The sequence below is a fragment of the Buttiauxella sp. AC038 genome (assembly GCF_979253565.1).
This window is the reverse complement of sequence record NZ_CEEDCQ010000001.1, coordinates 2089380-2107026: the sequence shown is the minus strand read 5'-3', so window position 1 is coordinate 2107026 and position 17647 is coordinate 2089380. Positions and strand designations below refer to the sequence as shown.

General features: G+C 47.8%; 17 protein-coding genes. 9 read left to right on the top strand and 8 right to left on the bottom strand.

Features of this window, described 5'->3' with window-relative positions; genetic code table 11:
* Positions 1-67: 67 nt before the first annotated feature.
* On the bottom strand, positions 68-556 hold the full coding sequence (locus AC0IXI_RS10045) for a GAF domain-containing protein (RefSeq protein WP_064511870.1): 489 nt from the start codon (positions 554-556) through the stop codon (positions 68-70).
* Between the two features lie 171 nt (positions 557-727).
* On the opposite strand from AC0IXI_RS10045, the gene yebS reads away from it, so the two are divergent.
* The 5 genes from yebS to AC0IXI_RS10020 all read left to right on the top strand — a co-directional run bounded on the left by yebS (position 728) and on the right by AC0IXI_RS10020 (position 6739).
* Positions 728-1972 carry a membrane integrity lipid transport subunit YebS gene (gene yebS / locus AC0IXI_RS10040; protein WP_064511871.1) on the top strand — a complete coding sequence of 415 codons (1245 nt, stop codon included), beginning with the start codon at positions 728-730 and terminating at the stop codon, positions 1970-1972.
* Positions 1941-4574 carry a PqiB family protein gene (locus AC0IXI_RS10035; protein ID WP_471682334.1) on the top strand — a complete coding sequence of 878 codons (2634 nt, stop codon included), beginning with the start codon at positions 1941-1943 and terminating at the stop codon, positions 4572-4574. The genes yebS and AC0IXI_RS10035 overlap by 32 nt, the downstream gene beginning before the upstream one ends.
* A gap of 72 nt (positions 4575-4646) precedes the next feature.
* Positions 4647-6089 carry a 16S rRNA (cytosine(1407)-C(5))-methyltransferase RsmF gene (rsmF, locus tag AC0IXI_RS10030; protein ID WP_134182078.1) on the top strand — a complete coding sequence of 481 codons (1443 nt, stop codon included), beginning with the start codon at positions 4647-4649 and terminating at the stop codon, positions 6087-6089.
* A gap of 113 nt (positions 6090-6202) precedes the next feature.
* Complete coding sequence (locus AC0IXI_RS10025; RefSeq protein ID WP_471682333.1) at positions 6203-6442, top strand: YebV family protein; 240 nt, start codon at positions 6203-6205, stop codon at positions 6440-6442.
* Positions 6443-6547: 105 nt separating this feature from the next.
* Entirely contained in the window at positions 6548-6739 is a 192-nt protein-coding gene (locus AC0IXI_RS10020) for a YdfD/YebW family protein (protein ID WP_064511919.1), read from the top strand.
* Between the two features lie 2 nt (positions 6740-6741).
* On the opposite strand, the gene AC0IXI_RS10015 is transcribed toward AC0IXI_RS10020, so the two are convergent.
* The 3 genes from AC0IXI_RS10015 to AC0IXI_RS10005 all read right to left on the bottom strand — a co-directional run bounded on the left by AC0IXI_RS10015 (position 6742) and on the right by AC0IXI_RS10005 (position 9876).
* The gene (locus AC0IXI_RS10015; RefSeq protein WP_064511920.1) at positions 6742-7386 is read right to left on the bottom strand and encodes a metallophosphoesterase; all 645 of its coding nucleotides are present in this window, start codon (positions 7384-7386) and stop codon (positions 6742-6744) included.
* 55 nt (positions 7387-7441) lie between these two features.
* Positions 7442-7969 (bottom strand): GNAT family N-acetyltransferase, encoded by a 528-nt coding sequence (locus AC0IXI_RS10010; protein ID WP_134182074.1) that lies wholly within the window; start codon positions 7967-7969, stop codon positions 7442-7444.
* Positions 7970-8385: 416 nt separating this feature from the next.
* Complete coding sequence (locus tag AC0IXI_RS10005) at positions 8386-9876, bottom strand: SulP family inorganic anion transporter (protein WP_471682332.1); 1491 nt, start codon at positions 9874-9876, stop codon at positions 8386-8388.
* Between the two features lie 202 nt (positions 9877-10078).
* Between AC0IXI_RS10005 and AC0IXI_RS10000 the strand changes: the two genes are divergently transcribed.
* The gene (locus AC0IXI_RS10000) at positions 10079-11101 is read left to right on the top strand and encodes a transporter substrate-binding domain-containing protein (protein WP_471682331.1); all 1023 of its coding nucleotides are present in this window, start codon (positions 10079-10081) and stop codon (positions 11099-11101) included.
* Positions 11102-11938: 837 nt separating this feature from the next.
* On the opposite strand, the gene AC0IXI_RS09995 is transcribed toward AC0IXI_RS10000, so the two are convergent.
* The 3 genes from AC0IXI_RS09995 to yobA are packed head-to-tail and all read right to left on the bottom strand — an operon-like array spanning position 11939 to position 13559.
* The gene (locus tag AC0IXI_RS09995; protein ID WP_471682330.1) at positions 11939-12280 is read right to left on the bottom strand and encodes a YebY family protein; all 342 of its coding nucleotides are present in this window, start codon (positions 12278-12280) and stop codon (positions 11939-11941) included.
* Positions 12281-12306: 26 nt separating this feature from the next.
* Positions 12307-13179, bottom strand: coding sequence for a copper homeostasis membrane protein CopD (gene copD, locus AC0IXI_RS09990; protein WP_413498842.1), 873 nt, complete (start codon positions 13177-13179; stop codon positions 12307-12309).
* Positions 13180-13184: 5 nt separating this feature from the next.
* Positions 13185-13559: a CopC domain-containing protein YobA gene (gene yobA / locus AC0IXI_RS09985; RefSeq protein WP_064511926.1), complete on the bottom strand. Its 375-nt coding sequence runs from the start codon at positions 13557-13559 to the stop codon at positions 13185-13187.
* 148 nt (positions 13560-13707) lie between these two features.
* Between yobA and AC0IXI_RS09980 the strand changes: the two genes are divergently transcribed.
* The 3 genes from AC0IXI_RS09980 to exoX all read left to right on the top strand — a co-directional run bounded on the left by AC0IXI_RS09980 (position 13708) and on the right by exoX (position 15502).
* Positions 13708-13938 carry a DNA polymerase III subunit theta gene (locus AC0IXI_RS09980; protein WP_064511927.1) on the top strand — a complete coding sequence of 77 codons (231 nt, stop codon included), beginning with the start codon at positions 13708-13710 and terminating at the stop codon, positions 13936-13938.
* A gap of 131 nt (positions 13939-14069) precedes the next feature.
* Entirely contained in the window at positions 14070-14801 is a 732-nt protein-coding gene (locus tag AC0IXI_RS09975) for a carbon-nitrogen hydrolase family protein (RefSeq protein ID WP_064511928.1), read from the top strand.
* Between the two features lie 38 nt (positions 14802-14839).
* Positions 14840-15502 (top strand): exodeoxyribonuclease X, encoded by a 663-nt coding sequence (gene exoX, locus AC0IXI_RS09970; RefSeq protein WP_064511929.1) that lies wholly within the window; start codon positions 14840-14842, stop codon positions 15500-15502.
* Positions 15503-15509: 7 nt separating this feature from the next.
* Here exoX and ptrB read toward each other — a convergent pair whose 3' ends face one another.
* Positions 15510-17567 carry an oligopeptidase B gene (gene ptrB, locus AC0IXI_RS09965; RefSeq protein WP_413498840.1) on the bottom strand — a complete coding sequence of 686 codons (2058 nt, stop codon included), beginning with the start codon at positions 17565-17567 and terminating at the stop codon, positions 15510-15512.
* Positions 17568-17647 lie beyond the last annotated feature (80 nt).

The following is a 17647-nucleotide window of genomic DNA, read 5'->3' as shown; positions in this document are numbered from 1 at the left end:
CAGGCATGAACAGGCGACATTATAATGACGCTATCAGCAAATGCCACGTTATCCGTTGTTTATCATGCTAACGAGTGAAGAATTTTTTAAAATCCGTGTCGGCAAGCGTCAGCGAAAGCTGCGTCACCAGTTGAGATAAGCCGAGTTGGTCTTCAGGTGTGAAGCGCCCAAACTCCGTGCTATCAATGTCCAGAACACCTATTAGCTCGCCATTTACCGTAAGTGGCAGGACAATTTCGGAGTTGCTGGCAGCGTCACAAGCGATGTGACCATCAAAAGCATGCACATCTTCGACGCGCTGGATGCTTTTAGTGGAAGCCGCAGTACCGCAAACACCTTTTCCTACCGGGATACGAACGCAAGCAATCTTGCCCTGGAAAGGTCCCAGAACCAGAGTCTCGTCTTCTAATAGGTAAAAGCCTGCCCAGTTAACACCGTCGAGACGTTCGAACAGCAACGCGCTGGTATTTGCCAACGTCGCCAAAAAACTTGTTTCACCTGCCATTAACGCACTGAAATCGCGGTTCAAGTCCGCGTAAAATTGTTCTTTGTTCATTGATTAACCATAGTATGTTGTCTTACTCAACTGCATAGCATAGTAAAATAAGCATTAAATGCCTTATGCCACAAGGTGTATCATTCAATGAATTACTATACGCTTAACGAATATTTCATAACCCATTGAGATACCCCATGCGCCAGCGGTATTCCCAGTTTACGATGACACATGAAAATACACGCCATTAGCCATGCTGTACCGCAGGCACGTTATCAGCGTTGCCCCCAATGCGATACACTTTTCTCGTTACCGTCGGTTAAATCCTCGCAGAGCGCGTATTGCCCACGCTGCGATGCCAAAGTTTACCATGGACGCGACTGGTCACTTACTCGTCTGGCGGCAATGGCAATTGCCATGCTACTGCTTATGCCTGTCGCTTTTTCCGAGCCTCTGGTACGCATCTATTTACTGGGTACACGAATAGATGCCAACTTGTTCCAGGGCATATGGCAGATGACTAGCCAGGGGGATCCCCTGACAGCCGCAATGGTGTTGTTCTGTGCTGTGGGTGCGCCAGCAACATTAGTTGCCGCAATTGCTTACCTCTACTTTGGTAATATTCTTGGGATGAATTTACGCCCGGTCTTACTCATGCTTGATAAACTCAAAGAATGGGTAATGTTAGATATTTATCTGGTCGCTATCGGTGTGGCCTGCATCAAAGTCAGAGAGTTTGCATTTATCCAACCGGGCGTAGGTCTCGTGGCGTTTATTGCATTAGTGGTGCTGAGCCTGTTGACGCTAATTCACCTAAATGTAGAACAGCTATGGGCTCGCTTTTATCCACAGCGACCTCCTCGAGCGTGGGGTCCCCAGTTACGAGTTTGCCTGGGCTGCCATTTCACAGGAGTGCCTGACAGCCGTGGGCGTTGCCCTCGTTGCCATGTGCCATTAAGAGCACGTCGTCGCCACAGCTTACAAAAATCATGGGCAGCATTAATCGGTTCGTTAATTTTCCTACTGCCGGCCAACCTACTGCCAATTTCGATTCTTTACGTCAATGGTTCGCGTCAGGAAGATACTATTCTTTCCGGCATTATCTCTCTAGCTAGCAGTAATGTTGCCGTCGCCGCAGTGGTTTTCATTGCCAGTATTCTGGTGCCATTTACTAAGGTTATCGTGCTGATTTCACTGCTGGTAAGCATTCATTTCAAATGCGAGCGAGGACTTAGAACGCGAATTTTGCTGCTACGCTTTATTACCTGGATTGGCCGCTGGTCAATTTTAGATCTCTTTGTTATTTCGCTAACGATGTCGCTGGTTAACCGCGATCAATTACTGGCATTTACTATGGGACCGGCTGCGTTTTATTTTGGCGCAGCGGTTATTTTAACTATTCTTGCAGTCGAATGGCTGGATAGCCGACTACTTTGGGACGCACATGAGTCAGGAAATGCCCGCTTCACCGACTGAAGCGCGAATTAAAACAAAACGCCGAATTTCGCCCTTCTGGTTACTGCCAATTATCGCCTTGATGATTGCCAGTTGGCTCATCTGGACAACCTGGGAAGAGCGCGGCACCACGGCGACTATTGATTTTATTTCAGCCGACGGCATTGTTGCCGGGCGCACACCTGTACGCTATCAGGGTGTTGAAGTAGGCACGGTGCAAAGCATCAGCCTAAGTAAAGACCTGCGCAAAATTGAAGTTAAAGTCAGCGTCAAAAGCGATATGAAAGACGCACTGCGTGAAGATACTCAGTTCTGGCTGGTGACCCCGAAAGCTTCGCTGGCTGGGGTTTCTGGGCTAGATGCGTTGGTAGGCGGTAACTATATCGGCATGATGCCAGGTAAAGGCAAGCCGCAGGAGCATTTTACCGCGCTGGATACCCAACCGAAATATCGCCTAAATAACGGCGAGTTGATGATTCATCTTCATGCTCCTGACTTAGGTTCGCTTAACAGTGGATCGCTCGTTTATTACCGCAAAATTCCGGTAGGCCGAGTGTATGACTACACCATCAACAACAATAAGCAGGGCGTCACTATTGACGTGCTTATTGATCGCCGCTTCACCCAACTGGTGAAGAAAGGCAGCCGTTTCTGGAACGTATCCGGCGTAAAAGCCAACGTAAGTCTTTCCGGCGCACAAGTTCAGCTAGAAAGCCTGGCGGCGTTGGTCAACGGCGCTATCGCCTTTGACTCACCTGAAAACTCAGCCGAAGCCAAAGCTGATGATGAATTTGGCCTGTATGAAGATCTGGCGCATAGCCAGCGTGGCGTAATCATCGATCTTGATTTGCCGAGCGGACAAGGTTTAAACGCCGGTTCAACCGCGCTGATGTATCAAGGGCTTGAAGTCGGAACGCTGACAAAACTAAACCTCAATCCAGGCAGCACGGTAACCGGTCAAATGACGGTGGACCCAAGCGTTGTCAATCTGATGCGGAGCGGGACACGCATTGAATTGCGCAGCCCAAAGATTTCCCTCAGCAACCCGAATATCAGCAGCCTGTTAACGGGAAGTACTTTTGAATTGGTGCCCGGTGAAGGTGAACCGCAAAATCATTTTGTGGTTTTCCCAAGCGATAAAACTCTTTTGCAGCAACCTGATGTTCTGACCCTGAACCTCACGGCACCGGAAAGTTATGGCATTGATGCAGGCCAGCCGATTATTTTGCATGGCGTGCAGGTAGGGCAGATTCTTGAGCGCAAATTATCGGCAAAAGGCGTCACCTTCTCCGCAGCTATTGATCCTGAATATCGCCATTTGATTCAGGGCGACAGCAAATTCGTCGTCAACAGCCGTATTGATGTAAAGCTGGGTATTGATGGCGTTGAATTCCTGGGCGCCAGCGCCAGCGAATGGGTCAACGGCGGTGTCAGGGTCATTCCAGGTAACAAAGGCGCTATGAAAGATAGCTATCCACTCTACGCCAACCTTGAAAAGGCAGTGGAAAACAGCCTGAGCGACCTACCAACGACCACATTAACGTTAACCGCGGCCAGCCTGCCAGATATTCAGACCGGCTCAGTGGTGCTTTATCGTAAATTCCAGGTCGGTGAAATTATCAGCGTGCGTCCACGAGCGAATAGTTTTGATATCGACGTCAACGTTAAACCGGAATATCGCAGTCTGCTTACCGCCAACAGCGTCTTCTGGGCTGAAGGTGGCGCACGCGTGCAACTTAACGGTAGCGGCCTGACGGTTCAGGCTTCACCGCTTTCACGCGCCTTAAAAGGGGCAATCAGTTTCGACAACTTAAGTGGCGCAAGCGTCGGCCTGAAAAAAGGTGATAAGCGGATACTTTACGCCTCTGAAACCGCCGCCCGTGCCGTTGGCAGCCAGATTACCTTGCACACCTTTGACGCAGGTAAGCTTTCCACAGGTATGCCAATCCGTTATCTGGGTATTAACATCGGCCAGCTTGAGTCGCTGAATCTGACAGCTTCACGCAGTGAAGTAGAAGCCAAAGCTGTACTCTACCCTGAGTTTGTAGAGACATTTGCTCGCAGCGGCACACGCTTCTCTGTTGTCACCCCGAAAATTTCGGCCTCTGGCGTGGATAATCTCGATACTATCCTCCAGCCTTATATCAACGTTGAACCCGGCCGCGGCGCAGCACGTCGTGACTTTGAATTGCAGGAAGCCTCTATTACCGACTCTCGCTATTCAGACGGTCTGAACATCGTTGTAGAAGTGACTGAAGCGGGCGCACTAAACATCGGTACGCCAGTACTATTCCGCGGCATCGAAGTGGGTACGGTGACCGGGTTAACCCTCGGCAACCTCTCTGACCGCGTGATGGTCGGCCTGCGTATCAGCAAGCGCTTCCAGCATCTGGTGCGTGATAGCTCAGTATTCTGGCTGGCCTCTGGTTATAGTCTCGATTTCGGTCTGACGGGTGGTGTAGTGAAAACCGGCACCTTCAACCAGTTCATCCGCGGTGGTATCGCCTTCGCCACACCGCCTGGTACACCACTGGCACCGAAAGCAGAAACGGGTAAACACTTCCTGTTAGAGCAAAGTGAGCCTAAAGAGTGGCGTCAATGGGGCACCGCACTGCCTCGCTAATACTTTCGCCCCGGTGTCTCACCGGGGCGTTTGTGTTACCATCGCTCCTTCATTTTTTTCTGGACTTCCTTAGTGGCTCACTCTCACACCGCCTTTCTCCCGCAAGCTTTTCTTGATGTTATTCGTGATGCACTCCCGGCAGATCAAACTCTCGAGAGCTTTATCGAGTATTGCCAGCGCCCATTGCGTCGCAGCTTGCGTGTAAATACCCTCAAGATTTCGGTCAACGATTTTCTTGCGCTTGTCGCCTCTTATGACTGGCATCTGACACCGATTCCGTGGTGCGCAGAAGGGTTCTGGATTGAACGAGATGATGAAGAAAGCCTGCCGCTGGGTAGTACTGCCGAACATTTAAGTGGTCTGTTCTACATTCAGGAAGCCAGTTCAATGTTACCCGTTACGGCATTGTTTGCTGACGGCAATCAACCGGACCGGATTATGGATGTCGCGGCGGCACCTGGTTCCAAAACCACGCAAATTGCTGCGCGTATGGGCAATCATGGCGCTATCCTTGCCAATGAATATTCCGCTAGTCGGGTAAAAGTGCTACACGCTAACATCAGCCGCTGTGGTATCAGCAACGTCGCGTTGACGCATTTTGATGGCCGGGTGTTTGGTGCTGCGCTACCGGAGTGTTTCGATGCAATTTTGCTGGACGCCCCGTGCTCAGGTGAAGGTGTGGTGCGTAAAGATCCTGACGCCCTGCGCAACTGGACGCCAGAAAGCACTGCGAGCATTGCCGATACGCAGCGTGAGCTGATTGCCAGTGCTTTTCATGCGCTGCGCCCCGGCGGTACGTTGATCTATTCCACCTGCACTTTAAACCGTGAAGAGAATCAGAAAATTTGCCAGTGGTTACTGGATGAGTGGCCTGATGCAGTTGAAATCGCCCCGCTTGACGATCTGTTCCCAGAGGCGAATAAAGCTATTACCGCCGAAGGCTACCTGCATGTTTTCCCGCAAATTTACGATTGCGAAGGATTCTTTGTTGCTCGTCTGCGCAAAACTGCATCCGTAGAAGCGCTCCCGGCCCCCGGTTACAAAGTGGGGAAATTCCCGTTTGTACCAATGCACGGAAAACAAGCTGCGGAAGTAACCGCTGCTGCAAAACAGTCTGGGATCGCCTGGCAAGCTGACCAACAACTTTGGTTGAGAGATAAAGAAATCTGGCTATTTCCCAAAGAGATTATTCCGCTATTTGGCCAGGTTCGTTTTTCACGTATTGGTTTGCGCCTTGCTGAGCAATACAACAAAGGTTACCGCTGGCAGCATGAAGCCGTCATAGCCCTGGTGCCTGGTGATTCACCGCTAGGATTTGCGCTTACTGAATTTGAAGCGGACGAGTGGTATCACGGTCGCGATATTTACCCCGATGTATCACCCGCGCTAAATGAGGTTGTTGTGACATACCAGGGGCAACCTCTTGGTCTGGCAAGAAAAGTTGGATCTCGCCTGAAAAATAGCTATCCGCGTGAATTGGTTCGCGACGGAAAACTGTTTGCCGCCAGGGGCTGATGCGTAAAAAAAATAGTCGCCATGTAGTTTGCAGTTTTTGTACGTTTGTCTACGCTCTACTGTGGGAGGCCTTACTGGTCATACCACATGTACCCAGACCCAAGGAGAGCGAGATGACGAAAACTAGCGTACGAATAGGCATCTTCGAAATTGATGATGCTGAATTACATGGCGAGCAGCAAGGGGACCGCACGTTGAGCATCCCTTGTAAATCCGACCCGGACCTGTGCATGCAACTTGATGCCTGGGATGATGAAACAAGCATTCCCGCCGTCCTTGATGGCGAACATTCAGTCCTCTACCGTCACCATTACGACCAAAAATCTGATGCCTGGGTCATGCGCCTTGCATAACTCAAAGTGACCCGTCGCCCAGACGGGTTAATTAATTGACACTGATTACCCTCTTCTCGTGACTTCCCCTACAATTAAGCCAAACGGTGCAACTCAAAGGCAATCATGTTTGCGTTGGTTTTATTTGTTTGCTACCTGGACGGCGGCTGCGAAGATATTGTGGTAGATGTCTTTAATACTGAACAGCAGTGCCTGTTCGCTATGGATGAGCAGCGGATACGCTACGGTGGCTGTTTCCCGGTGGAAGATTTTATTGATAGTTTCTGGCGCCCGGCGCAAGAATACAGCTCGTTGTAGTGTTACTGAACCTGCACCATAGTCAGCTTATTACCAAACACCGCGCCGGTATCAATATAATATTGATTATGAAAATGACTCACTTCTTTGAGCGGCGTGTGCCCGAAGTAAAACTCATCAGCTCCGTCGATATCCTCGCCTCGTCCCTGTAAATTCTTATTAAGCCGATCCCTGCTCCAGACCAGTAAATGTTCATCGACGGGCTGATTCCAACTGTAATGTGCTGAAGGGTAGTCTGCATGAGCAATAACCAGCGTCTTGTCGTGTGTATGAAGTTCAATCACCAACGGCAAATCGCGGCACTGTAATAAGGCTAGCTGCACATTATGTTGACGCTGTTCTGGCAATTCCCGATACCAATCACCACCGTTCATCTGCCAGAGGATCCCCTCACCTTCGTCAAGCGCCTCTAAAGCCATCGCTTCATGGTTGCCCTTTACTGCTTTGAACCACTTACTACCGAGCAGTGCCAGGCATCCCGGGCTGTTTGCACCGCGATCGATAAGATCACCCACCGAGATAAGTAAATCCTGATGATAGTCAAAATGATGAAGTTTAAGCTGGCTAATTAATTCAGAGAGACAGCCGTGTAAATCACCAACAATAAACACATGCCGCCACTCTTCGCCGTCAATTCTCTGATACATACCGCCCCCACTTTGTTTATTTATTGCTCAATTATAAACCAGTGGGCAGTAATGGTTAGCGGGCAGAACGAATGAACATTTTGATTTGCTTGCCGTGGTATTCAACAAAATGCTGGAACTGGAAACCAAATCGCTCAGCCAGATGGATGGAACGCAGGTTGTCATCATCAATAATGCAACAAACTGGTGTCGTAAACTCACGGTCAGCCCATTGCAGAATCGCGTTTAGCGCTTCGCTGGCATAGCCTTTACCGTGAACAGCTGGAATCAGTGACCATCCTGCTTCTGGAAGTTCAAGCGCTGGAGTTAACTCACGTTGTGCGTCCTGAAAACCAAACGAACCAATATAACGCTCAGTCTCTTTTTCAAAAACAGCCCAGTAGCCGTAACCCAGCGCCTGCCAATGACCGATGTAACGCAGCAATCTTCCCCAAGTCATTTCCGGGCCTTGCGGTTGTCCACCACCAATAAACCTCACCATTTCTGGGTCCGCCCAACAGGCAGCTAATGCCGGAAAATCATCCAGCGTAAAATGGCGGAGAATTAGACGTTCAGTTTCCAGGCGAGGCGCTGCATTAACCATGCTCATATCCTTCAAACGTATTATTGGCGTACGATTTTTTACTTATTTTGCCGCCATACGGCTTGAGACACAATCAGCACACTGCGTTCGTGGGAGTTGAAGGAAAAGCAAGTCAGCGTTACAAATAGAAAAGGCTGCATAAATGCAGCCTTTAGAGAGGTGATACGAGTTGTCTGGTAAATACTACGCTTCTTAAAGCGATGAAATATGGCTTACGCCCCAAGGGAATGTGGTCATTAAACCTACCACGAACCCACCAGTTTACTTTTGAGGATCAGTTTCAAAACTATCTGGCACCTCCGTTTCACTCTGGAACTAAAGCTAATCTAGCAGCCTTAACATTGTAAAAGTAACGGCAGATTCACAGTTTTGCCATTTTCTCATCAAATAAATCTGGATTACCTCGAGAATGGTCGTCAAATTTTGCCGCTCAGCCGCTCGTGGAAGTCGCTGCTGCGTAAATCGAGACCGACAATTTGTACTTTGCTTTCATAGCGTTGATAGCGGGTTTCGATAGCATCAAGCACGGCAACTGTCGATACATCCCAAATTTGGGCCTGCGACAAATCAATAATCACGTTTTGCGGATCGTCGGCATACTGGAAATGTTCAACCAAATCGTTGCTACTGGCAAAAAACAACGGCCCGGTTACCGTATATCTTACGGATTGCCCGTTTTCAGCTAATGTTCTTTCTGCGCGTACCACGTGGGCAATTCGGCGAGCAAACAAGATCATCGCAAAAACCACCCCACCGACGACACCCAATGCCAGGTTTCCGGTCGCAACGGTCACTGCGACAGTACTCACCATCACTAAAGTTTCCGGAATGGGAATTCTTTTTAAGGTAGCGGGTTTAACACTGTGCCAGTTGAGCGTTTTCACCGCCACAATCACCATAATTCCGGCTAAAACCACCATTGGAATTTTTGCCATCAGTTCACTTAAACCGGTGACTAACAGCAACAGCACTAAGCCAGCAGCAATTGTCGAGATACGCGTACGCCCCTTGCCAAGTTCCACATTGACCATGGTCTGGCCAATCATAGCGCAGCCGGCAATACCACCGTAAAAACCGGCGAAGATGTTAGATACTCCCAACCCCCAACATTCACGACGTTTACTCGATGGTGTGTCAGTCAGCTCATCAACGAGTTTGGCGGTTAACAACGACTCCATTAAGCCAACGAAGGCAATGCTCAAAGCGCAAGGCCAGATAATTCGTAAAGTGTCGACATTCAACGGCACCAGCAGTTGCGTCAGACCCGGCAACCCCGCCGCCATTGGCCCGGCCTCACCCACAGTTGGAACTGAAAGCCCCATTCCGATGCACAGCGCGGTAATGACAATTATCGCCACCAGTGGCGATGGGACCGTTTTGAACACGCGCGGCAGAAACAGTACGATGAGCAGCGTCAGCGCAAACAGCCCCCAGATCAGCGGGTTATCCCCCCAAATATGCGGCACCTGCGCAAAGAAAATGAGAATGCCCAACGCGTTCACAAACCCGGTCATCACCGACAGCGGTATATAGCGCATCATACGAGCAAGACCAGTGATACCGAATAAAATCTGGATTAACCCTGCCAGCAACACCGCCGGGAAAATATATTCAACACCATGCAGATGCACCATTGGACCGATAACTAATGCTACTGAGCCAGCAGCAGCTGTCACCATTGCAGGGCGCCCACCAAGCAGTGACATGGATAAACAAAGCACAATAGAGGCGACGAGGCTGACTTTCGGGTCAACACCAGCGATTACTGAGAATGAAATGATTTCAGGTACGAGTGCCAAGGCCGTTACCACTCCCGCAAGGGATTCGCGAGCGAGCAAACGAGGGCTACGCAAAACCGAGGCGAGAGAGTTTTCCCGACGATGTGTTTCAGTTTGAGTTGTGGTCATAGTTTTGTCTTTGCAGGTTTGTCGTTATTAGTTGAAGCGACCTTCAGGTCGGGCGTGATTGTACAGAGAGGATAGTATGGATGCTAATTAATGTGATCCCTATCTCAGACCTATCCTCTGAGCAAACAAGGGTTTTCATGTGGACGATTTCAGGGAGATGAATATTGAGGCATACCACAAAGATTGATATTAATGGCTATTATTGGAAAGACAATTATTAGTAAACCAACATAAAAGCAATTACAATACCGCCGATATTTTCGAAATATATAATTTTACTTTAGCCATTTTAATTAATGGAGGCTTACTTTTGCTTAGTCATTTGACTTATTGTAAAATGATTGGTTCTTTTCTGTTGGCTGCTATGATATTTTTTTGCAGCAATGCTGTTGCCGATCCTGTTCTTAATAAAGTACTTAGCACGCATAGTATTACCTTGGCTTGGGTGGGTAGTTCCAAGCCTATTTCCTGGGAGCTAAATGGAAAACCGACGGGTATGGCGGTGGATATCTGCCAGGGTGTTGTCGATAGTATAAAAAAACGCTACAACACAAATATAAATATACAATGGGTAGAAATTTCTTCAGCTGCGCGCTTTGAATATATAATTCATCATAAAGCAGACATTCTCTGTGCCATTGCCGGAAATACAGCGCAGCGTAATAAATTTGTTAATTTTTCAAAGCCATGGTTTTTTACACGGACAAATTTTCTGGCTAAAAAATCGCAGCATATAAATAGCCTGGAGATGCTCTCGGGACGGACCGTGGGTGCTATTAGTGGCGGAACATCTGCATTATTACTCTCTGCAATGAACCAAAACATTAACTATTCGATCTCAGTTAAGCTGATGAGAAGTTTCGATGAAGGATTTGATTTACTAGAACAAGGGCACATCTCGGCATTTGTCACTGATGACATTATCATACATAGCAAGTTAGCTGAAATGGCTGACAGAGATGACTATCAAATGAGTACCGAAGGATTTGGTGACGTAATACCCTATGGAATGGTGATAGCTAAGGATGCAGATGAAATAGAGCCCATCATCAATGAAGAGTTAAAAAACCTGTTTATCTCAAAACGATTTGATGAGTTATATAATAAATGGTTTATGTCCCCTATTTCCCCTACTGGTGAAAACATGCGGCAACCTATGTCAAAAGATCTCCTCAAAGAAAAAAATAGCTATCTACCTGCAACAGAAACTCCAACTACAGATTAAAAATGAACAGAGAAATATTAAAAGAATGTAAGCATCTCCTCAAGACTACTCACCTCATTTTAGAATGATAAATAATCAATAATTGAAGCGCAGTCAGAAAACATAGCAAATACATAAATATTGGCAGGGCATTCCGTGGGTGTAATAAGTGGTGGGACTGCCGCATTAATGATGCAAAAACTGAATCAAGGCTACAAGTATTTGCGGGAAATACACAAACCTGGAAAACTGAGAGCAATATCAGATGAATACGGAAGATTTAAGTGATGATAATTCATCAAAGTTGTGATTCTGATACTGTTCCCACTGAAGTGATATTTTCAATATAAAGCTCAGTAAGTTAATGGATTCTGACATCAGGTGAACAGAAGCTTTTGAAGAGTGTTTTGATTTTTTTGGCTTAAACAGTCCCATCTTCACCCAGAAAAATGCTCGAAAAGTATTTGGATTCATCCAAAAAGAAGTTTATGTTGTTATGATTCTGTTACGGGGTTTACGTCAGTTCCAATAGGGAAAGTTGAAATTTTTTCGTGAACATCCAGACAGTGTACCGCCAAGCCTTTGTATATAAAGACATATAAAAAAAGACCGAATACGATTCCTATATTCGGTCCAGGGAAATGGCTCTTGGGAGAGAGCCGTGCGCTAAAAGTTGGCATTAATGCAGGCAGACATCGCCTTGCCTTCTAAGAATAGATTACCGGCGCAGGTTTTCCAGTCTGGCGCAAAAGTGTTCAGAAAAAAACTGCGGTTTAGGTAATATTTTAGACAAAAAACCGCAATATCCGGTCTACGGTTATTGCGGTTTTTTATTGTTAATTAGTGAGTTATAGCATTTTAGTTACACAACTTCTCAGCACGCTCAATAAATGGAGCAAGACTCTTTTTTTGTCCCGGTGTCTTAGGATCATCAATTTGAATCACGGAGATAGACTGGCCAGTGGTTTTGCCGCTACTCACTTGTTGTTGCGCTACGTCGCTTAACGGGTATTGCATCAAGGTACTTGGGTTGATTGCAAAAAGCGCATGTCCAGGGCGGCAACTTAGCATTACCTCTTCACGGTTAAATGCCCAGTTATCTTTGCCCATTTCAAAACGGCTTACGGTGATAATTTGCGGTGCGGCTAACGCACTACCTGTGCAAGCCAGTAATAACAGCGTCAAAATACTTTTTTTCATGAATATCTCTTGAGCTAATAACGTCTTCAGTATGGTTCCCAGGTAGCGAAAATGCTTACAGCAAGGAGCACCACCACCGACAAAATGACTTCCAACCACGTTAACTGGATGAACTGCTTTATGGCTGTTGGCATACGATTGAATCTCGGCACCAAAAAATAGCGGTTATACAGGGCGATAATAACCATCACGGCAACAAAGGCAACCTTCACCAACAAGAAGCGCATGTAGTTACTTTCCAGTGGGAGTGACCAGCCTAAAATCATCAGGCTGTTGATTAGTCCACTGAGTATTACAGCAGCAACCGCCAGATGCCCGTAACGCGAAAAACGCATCATCGCGGTAATCGCACAGCCCCGCCAGCGCGGTTTTTGAGCCATGCGCATGCACATCAAAAGCGGCAGTAATCCGCCAGCCCACCAGCCAGCGCTAAGAAGATGCACTGCATGATTTATGCGTTGTAAGCCACCGACAATCCCTTCACGCATCGCGGCATGCCCGACACCTGCCAACAAAATAAGTTGTGCCGCCGCAAGGATCATTAGCATGGATTGCAAAGGGCGCGGTTTCAGCAACAACACTACAAGTGTCACCACACTCAATAATATCTGCCACAACCAGATGGACCCAAAGCTCGTGCCAAGAACCGCCAGCCAAATCTGGGGGTTAATGACATCTCGCCAACCACTGCCCATCATCCCAGCCTGAGCACATAACAACAATATTGCGCTTAGCAACGTCATCCAAACGGCAGAATGCCATTGCCATTTTAGTCGGCGAATAAGAACCGGTTTAAACGCTTGAGGAGCAAGCAATGAGCATGAGATGGTACTGCCAAGCAGCACCATTAATGCAGTAAAATGAATAAATCGCAGCGCGATATAGAAACCTGATAGCATCCGGCTTACTTCACCGAGAAGTGATACTTCCCTTTAGTCTTATGTCCGTCAACGGATACTACATGCCAATCAACCTGGTAATCACCCGGTTTCATAGCCTCATCGACTGGAACAATAAGCTGCTTATCATCTTTTTCGTTGCGCTTAGCCGTACCAGTCTTCACGACTGTTTGCTGTGGCCCGGTGAGCGTAAGTCCGCTAAAATTCGCTTCAACTCCTTCAGAGAAATTAAGGGTAATCGCCTGCGGCGCAGCCGTTACCGCAGCATCTGCCGCTGGATATTGATGCTTTAGATGCGCATGTGCGAAAGCTGAGCTGGAAACGGTAAGTGCGGTAAAGAGAGTGGCGATGGTAATGAGACGAGTTCGGGTGAAAGCCATATCAACTATTCCTTTTTCTTATTCGAGACGGCAAAAGGATAACCTTGAGCCCAGGTTAAGTCGAGATGAGAACAGCTATCATTGAATGTAAAAACTTGTCATCACGGATATCAACAAGTACCTTTGCGGCAAAAAATAGGAGGCCAATATGAATTACAATCTTGCTGAATTACCCCAGGACGAAATGGATAAGATCAACGTCGATCTTGCGGCTGCTGGCGTAGCATTTAAGGAACGCTACAATATGCCGGTGATCGCTGAAGTGGTAGAACGCGAGCAACCGGCGCATTTGCGTGACTGGTTCAGAGAAAGACTGACTGCTCATCGACTGGCTTCAGTCAATTTGTCCAGACTGCCGTACGAACCTAAAGTGAAATAAATCTTATCCACACTAAACTTCCTGACAAAAATGGTGTTAAGATTTTTCCCGGTTTATATATCTAAACACAGGAATTACTTGTTGCGGTCATAGGATGATGGCCGTTGGGTAGATTGATTAAGGAAGAACGTATGCCTGTCTGGAATGTTGCTGCGGCGCAGTATGGCGCCACACCCGATGACCTCGATGCGAATATCACACATCATTTAGATTTTGTTCACTGCGCGGTTGCTGAACGAATAGATCTGCTGATTTTCCCCGAACTTTCACTCACCGGTTTTAACATTGAAAACCATCACGTTTACGCCCTTCCCTTCTCCGATGAACGCCTGAATCCTTTGCAAGCTGCCGCCATAAAACACCAAATGACTATTGTCGTGGGTCTACCCTTGCGCAGTGAACAAAGTGTATCTCCAGGATCAGTGGGTTTTTTGCCTGATGGTTCCCGAGTTGCCTGTTGCAAACCACAATCCTGCGATATTGATCTCTCCGATCAACACACGCCATTGGTAGGTTTGCAAAACCGTAGCGTGGCAATGGGTTTTAGCACCGACAGCGATGAAGAAACCTGGCCGCGTAGTGCAGCTGAAATGGGTGCAAGTCTCTATGCCACGGGGAAATTCATTAATGAAATCAGCTACCAGAAAGATGAAATGTATCTGCAACGCTGGGCCCATAAATACAATTTGCCCGTTTTATTAGCTAACCACGCGTTTTCTACCGGTAAATATCGGTCTGCGGGACGTAGCGCTTGTTGGGACGATCGCGGTGAATTAGTTGTTCGCGCCGATCATGGCGAGCTACTCGCAGTTGGAAGACGTGATGCAAAAGGTTGGCACGGTGAAATCATTCCATTACGCTAGCGCATTAATAAAATACGCTAAGGCTTGATGGAGTATATATGCTGCGCATTATTGATACTGAAACCTGTGGTCTACAGGGTGGCGTGGTAGAAGTTGCCTCTGTCGATATCGTCAATGGTAAGATTGTTAATCCGATGAGTGACCTGGTACGCCCGGATCGTCCTATTAGCTACCAGGCGATGGCCATTCACAAAATTACCGAAGAGATGGTCGCGGATAAACCGTGGATTGAGGATGTTATTCCACGCTATCACGGCAGCCCATATTATGTCGCTCATAACGCCAGTTTTGACCAGCGCATGCTGCCTGAACTGCCCGATAGCGAGTGGATTTGCACGGTAAAACTGGCGCGTCGTTTATGGCCAGGTATCAAATACAGCAATATGGGTTTATATAAATCCCTCAAGCTGGAAGTTGAAACACCTGCCGGGCTGCATCATCACCGCGCGCTGTTTGATTGCTATATCACCGCTGCTTTACTGATTCGCATTATGGATGAGTCAGGCTGGACGCCAGACCAAATGGTGACCATTACAGGTCGTCCCGCACTTGTGAAAACCATGGCATTTGGTAAATATCGCGGCGAACCGATTGCAGAAATTGCAGATAAAGATCCGGGCTATTTACGATGGATGTTGAATAACATCAAAGAATTAGCGCCGGATCTTAGAATGACATTAAAGCATTATCTCGAGGATTAGTAACAACCTACCCCGCCCGCCCTGGTAAAGTTCCTTGTGCCAGGGCTATCAAGAAAGCGAACTCCAGAGCCACGCCTTCGTAAGATTTAAATCTGCCCGATTTCCCACCATGCCCTGAGTCCATATCAGTACATAGCAAGAGCAAATTATCATCGCTACGTAATTCACGCAGCTTTGCGACCCACTTGGCAGGCTCCCAATATTGCACCTGGGAATCATGTAGTCCGGTGGTCACCAGCATGTGCGGGTAGGCTTGTTCGGTGATTTGATCGTACGGGCTGTAATGTTTGATGTAGTGGTAATACTCAGGGTCTTGCGGATTCCCCCACTCTTCAAACTCGCCGGTCGTGAGTGGAATGGACTCATCGAGCATCGTCGTTAACACATCAACAAATGGCACCTGCGCAACAACACCGTGGAAGAGCTCTGGACGCATATTAATTGCGGCCCCAACCAGTAAGCCACCTGCACTCCCGCCCATCGAATAGAGCAAGTTTTCGTTGCCGTATCCCTGTTTAAGCAAGCTATCACAGACATCCAGATAATCATTGAAGGTGTTCATTTTCTTCAGGTACTTACCATCTTCATACCACTGCTGGCCGAGTTCGCCACCTCCTCGTACATGTGCAATGGCATAGACGAATCCTCGGTCGAGCAGGCTTAAACGGCTGCTGCTGAAATCCGCATCCATGCTGCTTCCGTAAGAGCCATAGCCATATACCAGCAAAGGGTTTTTCCCTCGTTGGAAGTGGTCGCGGTGGTAGACCAGGGAAACCGGCACCTGCACACCATCACGCACCGTGACCCATAAATGTTCGCTGCGGTAATGGCTGGCATCAAAACCCGCCACTTCGGTTTGTTTAATCACGCGCCGCTCGCCGGTATCCATATCCAGCTCAAACAATGTATCTGGCGTGGTCATTGATGAGTAACCGTAACGCAGACGAGAAGATCCCGGTTCCGGGTTATGTCCAAGCCAGGTGACATAAGCAGGGTCATCAAAAGCAATTCCCGTCACTTCTCGAGTTTTGCGATTAATTTGGCGTAAGCTGGTCAGCCCTTGCTGCCTTTCCTCAACGACCAACCAATCGGTAAATAATGTAAAGCCTTCCAGCATGACATTTTCGCGCGGAGGAATCAGCTCTTCCCATTGGCTTTCATCACGCACTTTTGTGCGGTACAAACCAAAGTTTTTACCTGCCCGATTCGAGCGCAGATAGAAATTATGTTGGAAGTGATCGAGGGTATATTCGTGATCTTTGCGGCGTGGCAAAAAGCTTTGCGGTTGCGCATCTACTAGCTCTGCATCCAGCAACAGTACTTCGCTGGTGGTAGCACTGCTGAGATAAATTAGAACGAAGTGTTTCGACGTGGTTTTATGCACACTGACATAAAACATTTCGTCTTTTTCTTCGTAGACTAATTCATCTTCGGAGGATGGATGCCCCACCGTGTGGCGCCAGACCTGATACGGCAATAACGTTTTGGGATGCTTGCGGACGTAATAAAGCGTGGCGGAATCATTCGCCCAGACAAAACTACTTTCGACATTATCTAGCACTTCCGGGTACCAGTTCCCGCTTTCCAGATTTCGGAAACGCAAGCCGTACTGGCGACGAGAAAGAAAATCTTCAGCCAGTGCCATGACGGTGTTATCAGGCGTAATACTCATGCCGCCCATGGTGTAAAACTCGCTATGGGCAGCTCGGCGATTACCATCTACCAGCGTGCTCCACTCTTCCCACTCCTCCGACACTACAGACTGACGCTGATAAATAGCATATTCATTACCGGTTTCGAAAATCTGGCGATAGCGATAGCCATTTTGCGTGTAAGGTGCGGAAATATCACGCTGGGGGATACGGTCGATCATCTCTTTGAGCAGGCGTTCTTGCAATGCCTGCTGCGTACTCATGATCTGATGACCGTAGTCATTCTCCTGATGAAGATAATCAAGCACCTGTGCATCAGAACGCTCATCATCGCGCAGCCAGTAATAGTTATCGATGCGGGTGTCACCATGCATGGTCATGGAGTGGGGGATTTTTTTTGCTTTTGGTGGCATGTCATTTTTCTTTTTGAGTTAACACCCTGTAAGGGTGGCAAATTCAGACAGCCTTGCAAGCGTAACGTGGGATTTTAGGG